The organism is Aquimarina sp. AU474 (genome assembly GCF_900312815.1).
In the GTDB taxonomy this organism is placed as follows: Bacteria; Bacteroidota; Bacteroidia; order Flavobacteriales; family Flavobacteriaceae; genus Aquimarina.
This window is the reverse complement of record NZ_OMPE01000006.1, coordinates 210,573-227,196: the sequence shown is the minus strand read 5'-3', so window position 1 is coordinate 227,196 and position 16,624 is coordinate 210,573. Positions and strand designations below refer to the sequence as shown.

At 31.9% G+C, this 16,624-nt stretch carries 18 protein-coding genes; 8 read left to right on the top strand and 10 right to left on the bottom strand.

Annotated elements, in window-relative coordinates:
• Positions 1-33 precede the first annotated feature (33 nt).
• The 8 genes from DK508_RS05720 to DK508_RS05685 all read left to right on the top strand — a co-directional run bounded on the left by DK508_RS05720 (position 34) and on the right by DK508_RS05685 (position 8,631).
• Complete coding sequence (locus DK508_RS05720; protein ID WP_109299786.1) at positions 34-591, top strand: RNA polymerase sigma factor; 558 nt, start codon at positions 34-36, stop codon at positions 589-591.
• Positions 581-2,056, top strand: coding sequence for a hypothetical protein (locus DK508_RS05715; RefSeq protein ID WP_109299785.1), 1,476 nt, complete (start codon positions 581-583; stop codon positions 2,054-2,056). Before DK508_RS05720 ends, DK508_RS05715 begins: the two co-directional genes overlap by 11 nt.
• A gap of 251 nt (positions 2,057-2,307) precedes the next feature.
• Complete coding sequence (locus DK508_RS05710) at positions 2,308-3,171, top strand: RNA polymerase sigma factor RpoD/SigA (RefSeq protein ID WP_027395748.1); 864 nt, start codon at positions 2,308-2,310, stop codon at positions 3,169-3,171.
• Between the two features lie 245 nt (positions 3,172-3,416).
• Entirely contained in the window at positions 3,417-3,824 is a 408-nt protein-coding gene (locus DK508_RS05705) for a BLUF domain-containing protein (RefSeq protein ID WP_109299784.1), read from the top strand.
• Positions 3,825-3,874: 50 nt separating this feature from the next.
• On the top strand, positions 3,875-4,537 hold the full coding sequence (gene rpe / locus DK508_RS05700; RefSeq protein WP_109299783.1) for a ribulose-phosphate 3-epimerase: 663 nt from the start codon (positions 3,875-3,877) through the stop codon (positions 4,535-4,537).
• Between the two features lie 8 nt (positions 4,538-4,545).
• Positions 4,546-5,676, top strand: coding sequence for a helix-turn-helix domain-containing protein (locus DK508_RS05695; protein ID WP_109299782.1), 1,131 nt, complete (start codon positions 4,546-4,548; stop codon positions 5,674-5,676).
• A gap of 83 nt (positions 5,677-5,759) precedes the next feature.
• Positions 5,760-7,520 carry an FG-GAP-like repeat-containing protein gene (locus DK508_RS05690; RefSeq protein ID WP_109299781.1) on the top strand — a complete coding sequence of 587 codons (1,761 nt, stop codon included), beginning with the start codon at positions 5,760-5,762 and terminating at the stop codon, positions 7,518-7,520.
• Between the two features lie 139 nt (positions 7,521-7,659).
• Complete coding sequence (locus DK508_RS05685; RefSeq protein WP_109299780.1) at positions 7,660-8,631, top strand: YpdA family putative bacillithiol disulfide reductase; 972 nt, start codon at positions 7,660-7,662, stop codon at positions 8,629-8,631.
• A gap of 62 nt (positions 8,632-8,693) precedes the next feature.
• Here the strand turns inward: DK508_RS05685 and DK508_RS05680 are convergent, their stop codons facing one another.
• The 10 genes from DK508_RS05680 to DK508_RS05635 form a co-directional block, all read right to left on the bottom strand.
• On the bottom strand, positions 8,694-9,404 hold the full coding sequence (locus tag DK508_RS05680; protein ID WP_109299779.1) for a Bax inhibitor-1 family protein: 711 nt from the start codon (positions 9,402-9,404) through the stop codon (positions 8,694-8,696).
• Positions 9,405-9,470: 66 nt separating this feature from the next.
• The gene (locus tag DK508_RS05675; protein ID WP_160114572.1) at positions 9,471-10,337 is read right to left on the bottom strand and encodes a zinc-dependent peptidase; all 867 of its coding nucleotides are present in this window, start codon (positions 10,335-10,337) and stop codon (positions 9,471-9,473) included.
• Positions 10,338-10,600: 263 nt separating this feature from the next.
• Positions 10,601-10,753 carry a hypothetical protein gene (locus tag DK508_RS21575; RefSeq protein ID WP_109299777.1) on the bottom strand — a complete coding sequence of 51 codons (153 nt, stop codon included), beginning with the start codon at positions 10,751-10,753 and terminating at the stop codon, positions 10,601-10,603.
• A 217-nt stretch (positions 10,754-10,970) separates the two neighbouring features.
• Positions 10,971-11,639, bottom strand: coding sequence for a pyridoxamine 5'-phosphate oxidase family protein (locus DK508_RS05665; RefSeq protein ID WP_200831845.1), 669 nt, complete (start codon positions 11,637-11,639; stop codon positions 10,971-10,973).
• 142 nt (positions 11,640-11,781) lie between these two features.
• On the bottom strand, positions 11,782-12,198 hold the full coding sequence (locus tag DK508_RS05660; protein ID WP_109299961.1) for a nuclear transport factor 2 family protein: 417 nt from the start codon (positions 12,196-12,198) through the stop codon (positions 11,782-11,784).
• A 181-nt stretch (positions 12,199-12,379) separates the two neighbouring features.
• The gene (locus tag DK508_RS05655; protein WP_109299776.1) at positions 12,380-12,940 is read right to left on the bottom strand and encodes a TetR/AcrR family transcriptional regulator; all 561 of its coding nucleotides are present in this window, start codon (positions 12,938-12,940) and stop codon (positions 12,380-12,382) included.
• A 67-nt stretch (positions 12,941-13,007) separates the two neighbouring features.
• Entirely contained in the window at positions 13,008-13,886 is an 879-nt protein-coding gene (locus DK508_RS05650; protein ID WP_109299775.1) for a helix-turn-helix domain-containing protein, read from the bottom strand.
• A gap of 1 nt (position 13,887) precedes the next feature.
• Positions 13,888-14,688, bottom strand: a complete 801-nt coding sequence (locus DK508_RS05645; protein WP_109299774.1) for an MOSC domain-containing protein — start codon at positions 14,686-14,688, stop codon at positions 13,888-13,890.
• Positions 14,689-14,698: 10 nt separating this feature from the next.
• Positions 14,699-15,979: an acetyl-CoA C-acetyltransferase gene (locus DK508_RS05640; protein WP_109299773.1), complete on the bottom strand. Its 1,281-nt coding sequence runs from the start codon at positions 15,977-15,979 to the stop codon at positions 14,699-14,701.
• Positions 15,980-16,137: 158 nt separating this feature from the next.
• Positions 16,138-16,599: a YHS domain-containing (seleno)protein gene (locus DK508_RS05635; protein ID WP_109299772.1), complete on the bottom strand. Its 462-nt coding sequence runs from the start codon at positions 16,597-16,599 to the stop codon at positions 16,138-16,140.
• Positions 16,600-16,624 lie beyond the last annotated feature (25 nt).

Below are 16,624 nucleotides of genomic sequence, written 5' to 3'. Positions count from 1 at the left end.
ACACAAATTAGGTCTCTATAAAGCCAAAACGAGTTGGACGTACACAAATTAGTCAAAAAGTGTCAAAAAAATAATCGCGAAGCGCAGAGTGAATTGTTTCATTTATACAAAGATGTACTTTTTGCTTTGAGTCTAAAGTATTGCAAAAATCATGATGAGGCCGAAGATAATTTACAGGATGTGTTTATCACTATTTTTAAAAAAATACATCAATATAAATTTAAAGGGTCGTTTGAAGGTTGGATGAAAAGGATAACCATTAATAAAGCGATCGATAAATATAAAAAGACACCCTTTCTTGATATAGAATTAGATGAAAACATAATAACCGATACAACTATTGATCCTGATATAGTTCAATTTCCTTTAGACGAATTACTAACATTCATTCAATCATTACCAGATAGTTACAGGTTAGTGTTCAACTTATACGAAATGGACAATTATTCTCATAAAGAAATTGCTAAAATGTTGAATATTTCTGAAGGAACATCAAAATCTAATCTTCATAGAGCCAAGGTGCTATTGAAAAAGAAAATAATGTCAAGTAATAACTGTTTAAAAAAAATTGCGATAAGTAATGGCCAGTAAAAAAGACATTGGGGAAATTTTTAGAGAACAACTAGAAGGTTTTAACGAATCCCCTAGTAGAGTTTCTTGGGAGGACATTGAAACCAAACTAAAACCCAAAGAACGCTACAGAATTCCTTATTGGGTTTTATCAATTGGTCTTCTTGCTATTGTTTTAGGTGCAATCGTAACTTTAAATTTACCTATCAATTCAAGTAATACCGAAAATGTTACTATTATCGAAGTAGATCCAGAAAATTGCAACGAATTTCCAATAACTCAAATAGAAGAAATAAAAAGTACTTCTAAAAACAATGTATTAAAACAATCCATAATACCCACCCCTAAGACGGAGAGCCCGAAAGGTAAAATTAATGCTACAACCAATAAAAAATCTAATCCAACCGATATTACCTTCACAGAAAATAGAAATAACACCATCAATAAAAAGACGAATTCTAATGTTCTAAAAATCAATCAAAATTCGAAAAAAAATATAGGCAGAAAACCATCATTGGACAATAACCAAATCACGAAAGTTAAAAACCAATATCAGGACAACTTAGATTCTTCCAAAAAAGTTGGTAATGATCATCAATCTGATCGCAATGATATAAATCCAGAGCAAAAAGAAGTGACAACTTCTCAATTTTCAAACTTAGAAGATGAAAAAGAAAATGTAGTACCCACCGCATCTAATGCTCAAAAAAATGTAAGTGATAATGAGGAACAAAAAATATTGATGTTACCTAAAAAAGATTCTTTACTGATCACTAGTACTATTAAACCTAGTGATTCTACAGATTTACATAAAACTGAAAAAGAATTTTCTCCTAGGTTTAGTATTCAAGCACATATCATCCCGATATACAACTTTGTACCCAAAGGTTCTTTAATTGACAACACTTTATCAGCAAATTCTAATACCGGTAATGTAAGTTTAGGGTACGGCATTACACTAAAATCACATCTTAATAAGCGCTTCTATTCTAGAATTGGTTATAACCACCTTAGGATTACTAATGAAGTAAAAAACATTAAAACCGATACATTATTTACAAGCGTATTAGGCAGCATAGGTATAGCACCCACTAATCAAATAATTCAAATCTTAAATAATCAAGAAGAGATTAACCTTACTCAAAAAATCAACTATCATGAGATTGCTATGGAGTTAGGTTATGACATTATTGACAAAAAGGTGATTACCTCGGTGGTAGGAGGAATAAGTTTAGTGATCTTAAATAACAATACCATTACCGCTAGTTCCCTATCAAATACTATAGGGTCTGGAAGAAATAATAAAATTTCTAAAACCAATTTTAGTATTAATCTAGGTGCGAGTTTTCAATATAAACTTAGCAAGAACATTTATTTTAATGTAGAACCGATTGCCAAATATCAACTACAAGATGCAAGTAATAATAGAGCATCGTACAAACCATTTTATTTCACTATACAAACTGGGTTTTCGTATGAATTTTAAAATAAATTCTAAAACAAGAAAATGTGAAATGTTCTCTATTTGTGAATAATTTCTAAATTTTATTCGCTTTTTATTTAAAAAAATAAATATTAATCCGATCCAGTGTTAGTAAGGGGTTTCGTTTACGACTAAAGAAATGAAAGTGATTATTTTAGATTAAAAACAACGTTTTTGTAACATTTTCGTAACATATTACGTATAATAGACAAAGGCCCTAAATATTCACAAATAAAATTTCAAGGAGAACATAGATGAGACAACTTAAAATTACGAAGCAGGTAACGAATCGTGAGACTGCATCGCTGGATAAGTATTTACAAGAAATTGGTAAAGTAGATCTTATTACTGCGGATGAAGAAGTAGAATTAGCTCAACGTATCAAAGCAGGTGACGAGAGAGCCCTTGAAAAACTTACAAAGGCAAATTTAAGATTCGTAGTATCTGTTGCAAAACAATATCAAAATCAAGGACTTACTCTTCCTGATCTTATCAATGAAGGTAACCTTGGATTAATAAAAGCGGCGAAACGTTTTGATGAAACTCGTGGATTCAAATTTATCTCATATGCTGTATGGTGGATTCGTCAATCTATCCTACAAGCGTTAGCAGAGCAATCTCGTATCGTTCGTTTACCATTAAATAAAATTGGTTCTATTAATAAAATTAATAAAACTTATGCATTCTTAGAGCAATCTCATGAACGCCCACCAAGTGCGGAAGAAATTGCAAAAGAATTAGATATGACGATCAATGACGTAAAAGAATCTATGAAAAATTCTGGTCGTCATGTGAGTATGGATGCTCCTCTTGTTGAAGGAGAAGATTCTAACCTTTATGATGTATTAAATTCGGGAGAATCTCCAAATCCAGATAGATCATTATTACATGAATCTTTACGTACCGAAATAGAAAGAGCATTAGAAACATTAACTCCAAGAGAAGCAGATGTAATTAGATTATATTTTGGTTTGGGTGATCAGCATCCAATGACACTTGAAGAAATTGGAGAAACGTTTGATTTAACTCGTGAACGTGTACGTCAAATTAAAGAAAAAGCTATTCGTAGATTAAAACATACATCTAGAAGTAAAATATTAAAGACATATTTAGGATAAATTCCTAAATTGCAGCTACAAACAGTTTTATAACATAACTGTTCGTTTTTTGATTGATGAATGACCTCCGGCTGATTACCGGAGGTTTTTTCTTGGGGTTATCCATAATGTATCTTGAGGAATCCCTTAGTTTTTAAATAAAAACTCACATTCAACTTTTTTTTAAACATTTGATAGCCTATCAATATAGTATAGTATTAGTAAAAATTGTATCTTTAAGTGATTGCCCCTCAAACTATTCTATTATGAGGCATATTATTAGCTATGTTAGCACTGTTAATCCCTTAATATCAAATTCTGATATAACAGATCTTTTTGATTATATTTCTGTACACAACAATGTATTGGAAATAACAGGAATACTAATTTATTCTGATGGTAATTTCTTTCAAGTTCTTGAAGGAGAAAGACAAATCATCAAAAAGATGTTTGAAAAAATTCTAAAGGATTCCAGACATTATAACATTATAAAAATGTTGGATAAAGAAATTAAGGATGGTTCTTTCTCTAAATATTATTCTTCATTTGTTGTTATCTCTGAGGATAATAGCCATATGGAATTGCAAAAATTTCTTGAAAAAGAAAAAATACAAAATCCCGAACATTTTAAGACCATCTCGTATTTAACACAAAAATTTATGAAGCTATCTTAGCACATAAATTAAAACTTAAATAGTATTTTTGCTCGAAACAATACTATTTTATGTCTTCAAAACTTATAGCTCCATCTGTATTGGCCGCAGATTTCGCGAATTTACAACGCGATGTTGAAATGATTAATAAAAGTGATGCAGATTGGTTTCATATTGACATTATGGATGGCGTTTTTGTGCCTAATATTTCATTTGGGATGCCAGTACTACGGGATATTGCTAAGCATGCTTCAAAAACAATTGATGTGCATCTTATGATCGTAGATCCAGATCGTTATATAAAAACTTTTGCCGATTTGGGTAGTAATATCCTTACCGTACATTATGAAGCTTGCACACATTTACATAGAACACTTCAAGCTATAAAAGCTGAAGGTATGAAAGCTGGAGTTGCAATAAACCCGCATACCAATGTTAATCTCCTTGAGGATGTAATTAATGATATTGATTTAGTATGCATAATGAGTGTAAATCCAGGCTTTGGTGGTCAATCTTTTATAGAAAACACATATAAGAAAGTAGAAACTCTAAAAGAAATCATTAATCGCAACGGGGCAGATACACTCATAGAAATTGATGGAGGTGTCACGAACAAAAATGCTAAAAAACTAGTTGATGCTGGTGCTGATGTTTTGGTTGCAGGAAGTTTTGTATTTAAAAGTGAAAATCCTACACATACTATTAAAGAACTAAAAGAAATTATAAAAACTTAAGAAATATAATGCTGCAGGGCTCGTTACCATCATTTGATACATGGACTTCCATTTTTCTATTGGTTAGTTCATTCGGGTTCTTTCTTAGTATTATTTTAGGTTTAAACAAAAACAATAGAGTTCACAATGCACCTATAATACTTCTAATTCTAGGGTTTTCGTTTATTCTACTACAATATGTTTTCTTTTGGACTGGATATAAGATCAAGTACCCTTACCTCTATTTTTTTGATTCTACTTGGTATCTTACTTTTGGGCCGTTATTATATAGTTATATCACTAAGTTTTACCGAAAATCTTTTAAGATAGGGTGGTATCATTTTTTACCCGCACTTTTGTCATTATTTTTAAATGGTTTTTATTTTATTAAGTCTAATGGATTTCAAAATATAAATGATTACAACGGTGATATACTCTCTTATTTCTATTGGTCCATTAAATCTCCGTGGTTACCGGCTTTGTCACTTATTATTTATCTAATCATTACCAAAGATTTAATTTCGTTTTACAAAGACAAACCTGAATCGCAATATGAAATTACTAGAAAAAAATGGACAAACCTTCTTATTACTTTATTTCTAATATTTACCGTCTCGTACATAAGTTACTATACCTTAGTTAAGTTTTCTTTTTTTAACATTGGATGGGATTATGCAATTTCTTTTTCAATGTCTCTTGCCATTTATACTCTTGGTTATATGGTGTATAAGGAGCCTTCAATTTTTAATGGTGAACTTTTATCTAACTTATTTTTCAAATCAACTAATCATACCGAATTAACAGAAATTACTAAAGATGAATTTTATCACAAATTGCTTTTCTATATTAAAAATGACAAGCCCTATTTAGATAATAATTTAAGATTAGTACATCTAGCAGACAAAGTAGGGTATTCCAGCCATATTCTGTCTAAACTCATAAATGAGAAAGCGAAAAAAAATTTCAATCAATTTATCAATGAGTACAGGCTAGAAGAAGCCAGCAAATTATTATTAGAAGATACGTCTACAAGTATTAAAACTATTTATTTTGATGTTGGGTTTAATAACAAGGCTACATTTAATAATGCTTTTAAAAATAAATTTAATTGTACTCCATCAGAATATAAAAAAATAAATTTGGTAGGTCAAGATAAATAAAGAAGTAAAAAATTATAATTATAAACGCCTTTACTCCTGGTTTTATAGAGTTTTGTTTCTATAAATCTTAAAATCCAGGGCATATGAGAACTTTACTTTTATTCTTTTTTTGTAGTGTTACTTTCACTGCTTTATCACAAAAGTTTACACTAATAACCGAAACTGATAACCCAATAGTTTCTGGCCCCACTATCGGAGGTACGTATTTTGGGGCTTCATGGGCCGATATTGATAATGACGACCTTTTGGATTTATTTTATGGAGGTACTATTTATAGAAATCTCGGAAAAGGAAAATTTGAAATCGCCCAAGGTGGTTCTACAATTCCTACTGCTAGTGCATTAGCTGGAAGTAGTTGGGCAGATTATGAAAATGATGGGGATTTAGATCTAATCTATTCGCGATTTTCCACTCCTTCGACCCTACAAACCAGAATTTATGTTAATAATGGTGCTGGGCAATTTACAGAAGCTAATACTATATTAAACACAATTAATTCGGCCACCTGGAGTACTCAATGGTGTGACTACAATAATGATAGTTATCCCGATTTTATTTTAACTTTTGCAGATGGTTTTCTAAATCCAGCTAGTTTCTCAAATCGTCTTTATAGAGGAAATGCCGATGGTACTTTTACTGCCATAACAGCACCCTATGAGTTTCTAACCGAAAAAGCAGCCTATACTGTATCCAACTGGACAGATTATGATGAAGATGGTGATACCGATTTATTTATTGCAAGTGGCCCTGCAGCGGGGCCAACTGGAATAAAACCAGATTTTTTATTTAAAAACTTATTGAAAGAAACTGGAAGCGAAGGGTTCCAAAAAATACCCTCTACAGAGTTATTTTTTTCAGATGAACCTCAAGATGGACAATGCTACAATGTTATCGATTATGATAATGATGGAGATTTAGATATTTGTCTCACCAATTATTCTGGCGTCGAAAATAAATTTTATGTCAATACCTCGGGGACTTATGTAAAAACAGATGTTCCCTTTACCGCAACAAATAATCAGAATTTATCTAATGCTTGGGGAGATTTTGACAATGATGGTGATCTTGATGTTATCATTACTGGATCTAATCCTACCGGTAGCGGTTTCTATATCAATAATGGAGATGGCACTTTTACCGAAAAAGACGCTAATTTCATTAATACAGCCACATCAGGAAACTCTACTGGTGCAACCATTGGTGATTACGATAATGATGGTGACCTCGATTTTTTTGTGGTTGGCCGAAATATTAAAGGGTTATTTAGAAATGACTTGGTTATCAAAAATCATTTTGTAAATCTAAAACTCATTGGTAATCCATCTAACAAAGCCGGATTAGGTGCTCGATTAGAATTAACAGCAAGAATCAACGGGAAATTAATTACTCAAAAAAGAGAAATTTCGGCCTCAAACACTTTCATGGGCCACAATAGTTTGCGTGTACATTTTGGGCTTAATAAGGCTTCAAAAATAGAAAAACTCACCATCTATTGGCCATCTGGTAATGAGGATACGTATATGAATCTAAGAGTTAATAAATTTTATACCCTTGAGGAAGGTAAAAAAAAACCGATCTCCCCTCCCATTAAAGACATCAAACATAGAATAATTATATACCCTAATCCTGCTAAAAAATTTGTAAAAGTTAAAGTAATAGGTAATCAAACACTGAATTCGATAACAGTTAAAATACTCGACGGAGCCGGGAGTCAAATCTCTGAACAAACATTTAATCATGATCAAGATATTATATTGGATACATCATCCCTAGTTAGTGGAAATTATTTTTTAGACGTAGCCCTAGATGATAAGAGTGTAATAAAAAAGTTGGTGATCAAATAGATCTGTTCCTCTTTCATCTTAAAAGACAAATTTCTTAATTGAAATTTGTCTTTTTTTAATGTTTCATGTTCAAAAAACAGTAGTTTTAAGGGGTACTTATAATGTAAGTATGATACTGTATACACGACAACTTTTTTGAATGAAACATATAGATTTAATTATAATAGGTGGTGGCCCCATTGGGATAGCATGCGGATTAGAAGCCAAGAAAAATAATATCAATTATCTAATTATTGAAAAAGGTCCTATCGTTAACTCACTGTTTAATTACCCTATAAACATGCAGTTTTTTTCTTCTTCTGAGAAGTTAGAAATTGATAATATTCCTTTTATAAGTAAAGAGGCCAAGCCTAAAAGAAATGAAGCTTTAGAATATTACAGAAGAATTGTAACCTCTAATGATTTAAATATTAATTTATTTGAAAAAGTTAACTCGGTAAAAAAAGAAAAAGAAGTTTTCAATATAAAAACAGATAAAGGCACCTATACGTCTTCATTTGTTGTAGTTGCAACTGGATTTTATGATTTACCCAATACAATCAATGCTCCTGGAGAAGATTTATCAAAAGTTTCTCATTATTATAAAGACCCTCATTTTTTTGCAAAACAAAAATTAGCAGTGGTTGGCGCCAGTAATTCTGCTGTAGATGCAGCTTTAGAATGTTATCGTAAAGGTGCAGAAGTAACTATGATCGTTCGTGGTCCAGAAATAGGCCAACGCGTAAAATATTGGGTAAGACCTGATATCATAAATAGAATCGAAGAAGGAAGTATACAAGCTTTTTACAATACAACAATCAAAGAAATACAATCAGATAGCATTATTTTAAAGACCGTTGAAGGAGAAAAAATAATTGCAAATGATTATGTACTCGCTTTAACGGGCTATACTCCAAATTTCGAATTTCTAAATAAGATTGGTATACATTTATCGGGTGATGGTAAACTATATCCTCAATACAATGAAAAAACTATGGAAACGAATATACACAACCTATATCTAGCAGGTGTTATTTGTGGTGGTATGGACACCCATTTATGGTTCATCGAAAACTCAAGAATACATGCAAAAATGATCGTGAAATCAATTTTAGAAAAGGTAATTTCATGATATAAAAAAAGGTCAAACATTTATTTTTTTGACCCTTTTATATATCCTATTCTCTTCAAATATTAATCTCCACTAAATCTTGATAAAATGCTTATAATGTACCAAAACAATAACATTAAAGAAGCAAATAAACCTAATGAAGCTCCTACGTACTGATCTTCAGAATACTTATGCACCAGGTTCGACGTTTGGTATAAAATCGATCCAGAGGCCAATATAACCATCCCAACGCTAAACCATAGCCCTAAATTAAATCCAAAAATTAACCCTGCTACTATTAATCCAATTGCAATAAAAAAACCAATGGTAAGTATTGATTTTAAGAACGAAAAATCCTTTTTGGTTATAAGTACAATAGCCGATAATCCCGTAAATAGTGCCAAAGTTAGAATAGCTGCCTGATTTAATATATTAGCGCCTCCACTTTCGGCAATTATCATTGCCATCCCTATAAGAGGAATAAATATAAAAGCTTCGGCAACTACATAAAGCAATAGACCCAAATATTGTTGATTGATATTATGATTTTTTAAAGCCATTTTTTCTGCATAAGAAGTAGCTAACATAAATCCTCCTAGCATAATTAACCATCTCCATCCCTGAGTCATAGAAAATGCAAACTCAACAATAGGTTCTATCTGAAAAAACACCCATTCTACAATTACAAAAAGGAGTACCGCCATAGCCAAATGAGTATACGTCTTTTTATAAAATGCTACTCTTTTTTCTTCTGTAAGAGAACTCACAGGTAATACTTGTTGAAATTCTTTCATTCCCTGGTATAAATTAAAAGTTGTTTTAGAGTGATAAATATAATTTTATTGATTGCAAAATCCTTATTATTTTTCAAAATATCGAAAATTAAGCATTCGTACTACGTACTCGTATATTTGTGGAAATTGATTTTTAAGTTGACCTGGAGATTCCATAAAGACTTCGATAAGTACCGCAATAAACTCAAATTTATCGGTAAAAGCATATTCTCTAAGGATCTTAGCATCTACTATTTTTTTTCTAATTTCCTGAGAACCTAAATACTCTTCTAACTGTAAAAAAGTATCATAAAATATCTCAGAACTGATATCATTTTTTTTTATCGAATTGTAATGTATAGCATGTGTAATCTCATGAATTCCTAAATTTCTTCCGTCATCCTTATGCTCGTTTCCTTTTTGAAAGTGTTTCCAAGATAACGCTATCGTCTTTGACCTTGGACTAAACTCTCCAATATTTTCAGTTTGATTAAGTATCGAGAAAAATGATTTAGGATATACTATAATTGTATGTAAATATGCTAATAGATAATGACGCATGCCAAAGGTTAACTGGATCATCAACATGGTGATTTGCATACGCATAAAACCATCGACTACAAGTCCTTCTCGCCCCACAAAACGTATCTCATCCAAAAACTTAACACATCTATGCTCAAAGTATTTTTTTCTCTTTTTATCTAAGGAGTTGTAAAACTCATTTTCTCTCAGAAATGATTGCAGATAAGACGGTAATTTTTGAGGCTTAAGATAAAAATGTATAAAATAAGGTTTGTTATAACGTTCTACATAAACGGATTCTAAATATCGTAAGACATAATACACACAAATAGAAACAATCCCAGCAGTTACTAGTACTCCAATAATATTTTGGAACACAGAGTTAGATACTTCTTCCTCTTGGAGTATTAAGATTGTTATATAAAGATTCAAATAAGAAAAATGTAGGTTAAGGCTTCTAAAAATAACGTTTTAGAAACAAAAATCTTATTAAAATTACAATTTAACATTAATTATCCTTTATCAATTACCTCATGTCTTCTTTTATTTACGGCACTTTATTATAAGTTTAATACTATTCCATTTGTTATTAAAAACAAAAAACGGACCTTAAAAAGATCCGTATTCTCTTACTAATAAATAACAAAGTTGAGTTTTGATATTTACCTTTAGAATATAATACTTAGCAGTAATATCTATTCTTTAATAAAATGCATAGATTTATGCATGCTATCACTTTTTATGTTCAAAATATAATTACCGGTTTCTAAAGCCTCTACTGATAATTGGTATGTATTAATTCCTTTAATTTTTTTTAACAGCACTCTACGTCCTATCAAACTAAACACTTGCTATGTTACTTTTTGATTTTCTAACCCATCAATTGATCGCATATCACTTTTTATCGGGCTAGGATATAACATTATGAATATTATCTTTAGAAACGGCAATTTTACTTTGTCTATTAGCACATGAAGGAGCCTGAGACGAATTGCTAAAATAGATAGTAAAATCTTCATCTTTGAAACCATCACAAAGTTATCTTCATCTGGCGTGATCCATTATTTAATCTTTAAAATTCTCAGCTTGTCTTAAGTATTTTATGAGTTGTCTTTTTGCCGTTTCACAATCCAAATCAATGGCTTCTACATCTAACATTTTATTAAACTCTTCCTCTGTATATCTGGGAGTGATATGTTGCGGACAATTCCAATCGAAAGCCTTCACATTGATCACGATTAAACGCTCGATTTTGGCAGGATAAATATCATCTATCAATATATTTTTAAGAAATGGATCATCAGCAGGTAAAACTTCGGTTTCTCCCCAAATTTTTAATCTTGTTCTCGTTGGGTAATCTATTAAAATTAGAGCTACTTTATTATTAGTTCTTAAATTTCCCGATGAGATATACTGCATATTACCTCTAAAATCGGCAAATGCAATTTTGGTAGGAGAAAGCACTTTTAGAAATCCTTTAGGCCCTCCTCTATATTGTACATAGGGCCAACCATTTTCACCTACGGTAGACATATAAAACATATCCCTTTCTGTGATAAACTTTTGTTCTCCCTGATTCAGCTGATTCATTTCGATCTCTCCCATACGCAGGTAATTATTTCTTGACCCCTGTTTACGCTGTATCTCTTTCACTGATTCGGTAAAAGCAATATCAGTAAAATTTTTTATCGGTTTATTCACATTTTCCATAGCATTATTTTTGATTTCATTCATTTTCTTTCATCAGGAATTCTTTAAAACTACTTTGCCTACATGGGGGTATTGCTTTAATACGTAAAGCATTTCTTATATTATCATAACCATCTCTCTCAAAATATCCTTGTATATAGTTTATTCAAAATTATTCTGTAATTGTCTATTTTAGTCTTCGGTCTTCTTCTTTAATAGGAAGGTCATTGATACTTGCAAATCGTTTTTTCATCAAACCATTTTCGTCAAACTCCCAATTTTCGTTTCCGTAAGCTCTATACCACTGACCATTATCGGTTCGATATTCATATTCAAAACGAACAGCAATGCGATTTCCCGAATGTGACCAATATTCCTTTTCTAATGTATACTCGAGTTCGTTTTCCCATTTCCCAGTAAGAAAATCTTGTATTTCTTCTCTACCGTTTATGAAAGTAGATCGATTTCTCCATTCACTATCCACAGAATATGCTTTTGATATTTTGATAGGATCTTTACTGTTCCAGGCGTCTTCTGCCATCTGTATTTTCTGTTTTGCCGTTTCTTCAGTAAATGGCGGCAGTGGGTATTTTTTTTCTTCCATCTTATTATTTTTTATTAGTTTATATTTCCTTTGATTTTTAGTATTATTTATAGATGCTATTTCTGCTAAGGTAACCGTTGTTACTATTCCTAAAACAAGTACTAATAATCCATTTTTCATTTTAAAATTCTAATTTATTCGTACAGACAAGTCTGTATGATTTAATCAAATAAAAAAATACCTATTTAAGTAATCTTTTACAGTTTCTTTGCGCGCTTGTGATAGGCCATACATCTTTTTGTATTTGAGAAAGTATGATTGATCCCTCAATTAATACCATCACCTCATCTGTAAACTCATTAACATTAGCATCTTCGTATTTAGATTCTTCTTTTAATGTAGCATGTATCCAGTTTTTAAGGCCGTTTTTATGCAATACGACTTGATCATTTATTTTTTGTTGCTCCTTAGGTAAATCGCATATAATATTCTGAAATCCACACCCTCTATAATTAACTTCTATCATCCAATCTCTCAAAAAATCGAAACTCGCTATGATTTTGTCAGCACCTTTTTCTTCTCGATTCACATGTTCTAAAAACATTCCCATCCACATGGTATGTCTTCTTTGAAGATATGCTACTGCAATGTCCTCTTTTGATCTAAAATGTCTATACATACTATCTTTAGATACCTTAGCCTCTTGAAGAATCCTATTAATTCCTGTTTGATTATAACCATCAAAATAAAATAATTTTGATGCTGCCCTGACAATACGTTCCTGAACTCCTTCTTTTTTCATATTACGAATATAGTTAAAATCTTCATCGAACAGACAGGTCAGTACGATTTTAACATTTTATTAATCATCAAGTTAGGTTAAGTTTATTAAATCCAACTGTTTTTCTATACCTTGAAGGTGACACATCGGTATTCTTCTTAAAAAATCTACTAAAATAAAATTCATCATCGTACCCCAATTCCAGTCCTATCTCACGTATTGATTTATTGGTCAAATACAATTCTCGTTTTGCTTCAATAATAATACGTTCTGATATCAGGGTCGTGAGTGTTTTATTAAAATAGGTTTTTGCAATTTTTGCCAATGCTTTCGCCGAAATATGCAATTCTTCAGCATAATCTTTTGGAGAGTGTTTAGTTTTATAATTTTCCTCAATCAAATCCTTCAATCTTTGAACAATAAAATTTTCTTCAATGTTTGGTTTTTCAATCTTTGGATGTAAACTTGCCTTAAGACGAGCTCCATTAATTAAAAACAACTTTAGATATGACAATACCGATTCATTCATAGCGATATCATTTTCTTGAATGTCCTTAAACATTTCTTGTAAAATCATATCAAATGTTACTGCTGTTGATTCATTTAATTCTACAAAAGGGAAATCATATATATTATTAAATAAAACCCCATTGCAAGCAATTTCATTATGATGTTTATGAATACAAAAGAAGTCTGGGTGAAAATGAATTATTATCCCTTTGGTTTGTGACTCTGGAGTAAACAAAAATGGTTGATACGGGGTTAAAGCAAAAAGATAATTAGATTTATATTGATATGTATTGAAGTCAATAATAGACTCACCGTTTCCTTTTTTTATCCATATCAACGAATAGTAATTTAATCGTTGTACATGATCAAAATGTGCTATTGTATCAAATTCATACAACTTAAAAGCCAATTCTTTTGTCTGTTTATTAATAAGTGTATGCGTGCTATTATCAATCATCTTATCCTAAATTTACCGGTTCTCCTATTTCTATAGTATCCCCTAGTGTAATCCATTTTCCTTTTTCAGTCTCTGGTAAATACGTATTTACTGTTAAATGATACATACTACCGTAATGCGCTAAATCACTATCTTCTGGCAAACTATTTGCTCTGCTTTTCATCATTTTTCTGGCAAACGAACGATCTGCTTCACCTGTAAATGGATCTTGCGGCGGCACATTACATCTAGCTCTTGGGCTTACTCCTATCATTTCAACATCACCTATTTTAAAACGTATTCCGATACCAGGAGTTTTAAATAGTTTTTCTTCCCAAAACTCAGGGATACCAGCTATTTCTATATTTGCTCTAAACCGCAGACGTACATTCTCTAAAGAATGTTTATCCAAGTCCTCATGTATAGATTTTATAGATCCTTCACTTACTATAGTTACACTACTTGCTCTAGGAATATCCATTAATTCGCCTTTGGTACGATGTATAAGAAATACATCTAGGCCAAAGAAATCAGATAAATACGTATTTAGAGCTGTGTTATCTTCTTTAAGTTCAAATTCACTTACAATCTTATCTTTACGATGGGATAATTGTATAGTACCTTTTTTTAAGTCGTACGTAGCTTTTAGTTCATTTACCCTGCCTGTTCGTTTACCATTTACATAGCGCCCATCATTTGCAACCATTGCATATGCTCTATCATACTTAAGAGAATGTATACCTATTTCTGCTTCATTTACTTCAATAGGATCCAGGGATTTTACTGGATAAATACGAATTTTGGATATATAAGGATTTTCCATGTTTATATAATTAAGCTTCAATTATTGCAGCAGTACCCATACCACCAGCTGTACAGATAGAAATCAAGCACCTACCGCCTCCATTTTCTTGAAGTATTTTTGCCGCACCTGCCAAAACACGCGCTCCTGTTGCAGCAAAGGGATGACCTATTGCCAAACTACCTCCGTTGATATTCAATTTACTTTGATCTATCGACCCTAATGCTTTTGACGCATTAAGACGTTCTTTTGAGAATGATTCATCCTCCCATGCCTTTAAGGTAGCTAGTACTTGTCCTGCAAAAGCTTCATGAATTTCATAAAAATCAAAATCCTGAAGTGTAAGGTTATTGCGTTCTAACAATTTGGCAACCGCCAATGTAGGAGCCATTAATAAATCTTCGCCATCAGCATAATCAAAAGCTGCATTTTGAATATCTACTAAATAGGCTTGAATAGGATGCCCATTCTCTTTGGCATATGCTTCTGAAGCCAGAAAAACAGTAGCTGCTCCGTCTGTAAAAGGAGAACTATTACCAGCAGTTAATGTTCCTGTACCGCTCTTATCAAAAGCCGGAGAAAGCTTTGCCAAACGCTCTTGGGTTGTATTAGCTCTTATGATAGTATCTTTATCATTATTTTTAAAGGGCACGATCAAATCTTTAAAAAACCCTCGTTTATACGCTTCTTCCGCTTTTTGGTGACTTACAAAAGCTAACTCATCTTGTTGCACTCTTGGTATACTCCAATTTTTAACGGTACGTTCGGTATGTTCTCCCATACTCATTTTGGTACGAGGTTCATTAACATTAGGATATATGGGTTTGAAAAATTTTGACCATGGAGTTTTAAAGATCGCAGATAAGCGTTTACCAAATGATCTTGCATTTCTAATATCCATCAAGTCATGTGTAAGTTTTTGCGGCAATGATAAAGGTACATCGCTATTGGTATCACTACCGCCTGCAATCCCAGATTCGATTTGTCCTGTTGCGATTTTAAGAGCAATCGTATTTGCAGCATCCAAACTAGTACCACATGCTCTAGAGATAAAATGCGCTGGGGTATGTGGATCCAAAGTCGTGTTTGAAACATTCTCTTTTGCCCAATTCCATTCTGATGGATAATGAATTAAAGTTCCTAATGAAACATCACCTACAAGCTTACCTTGGAGCTTAAATTTTTCAACCAATCCATTTAAGGCAGCTGTCATTAATTCACTGTTTCCGGTGCGACTATATTTTGTAAATGATTTTGCAAAAGGAATACGACTCCCTCCCAAAATTGCTACTTTATTATTGCTGTTTTTCATTGTTATACGTTTATTATATGGGTCCTTGCTATACAACATGAACCCATTATTATATTTAACTTTTCACGCAACTTACTTTTTTAGTGTACTTCTATTTACATTCGGTAATCAGAGCACTGCAATAGATTTAATCACACATTACAGTGCCTCTCTTAACACTATGATTTCTTTATTTTTGGCCAATTTTTCTTACCAGCAGTAAGTAATTTTGTTGTCTCGGCATTCCAAGGTCGTGAGGTATCAAAGACTTCTCCCTGGAAAGGTGCATTATAAAAAAGGTATAATTTACCATCAACAATATCAAACGTTTCTGGATTGATAGGAAACTTTGCTTCCTTAGCTCCTACTGCCCATGCGCAGTATCCATCATATTGAGGTAAATATTGTCTTGGTGATTTCTTAAATGCCTCTCTATTATCTTTACTTGCAAAATAATATGTTGCGCCATTATGCTTAGTCGAAAAACTTTTAAAACCTTTTGTAGCTGTCCCAGAAAAGTATGCCACAACATCATATCCTCCTATAGCTAATCCATTTTTATCTATTGGTTCTATTTGAGCTTGAGCAATCGATACAATTGACAATGCTACGATAACTATTAATAACTTAATATTTTTCATTTTACTTCTTTTTTGAGTTTATTGA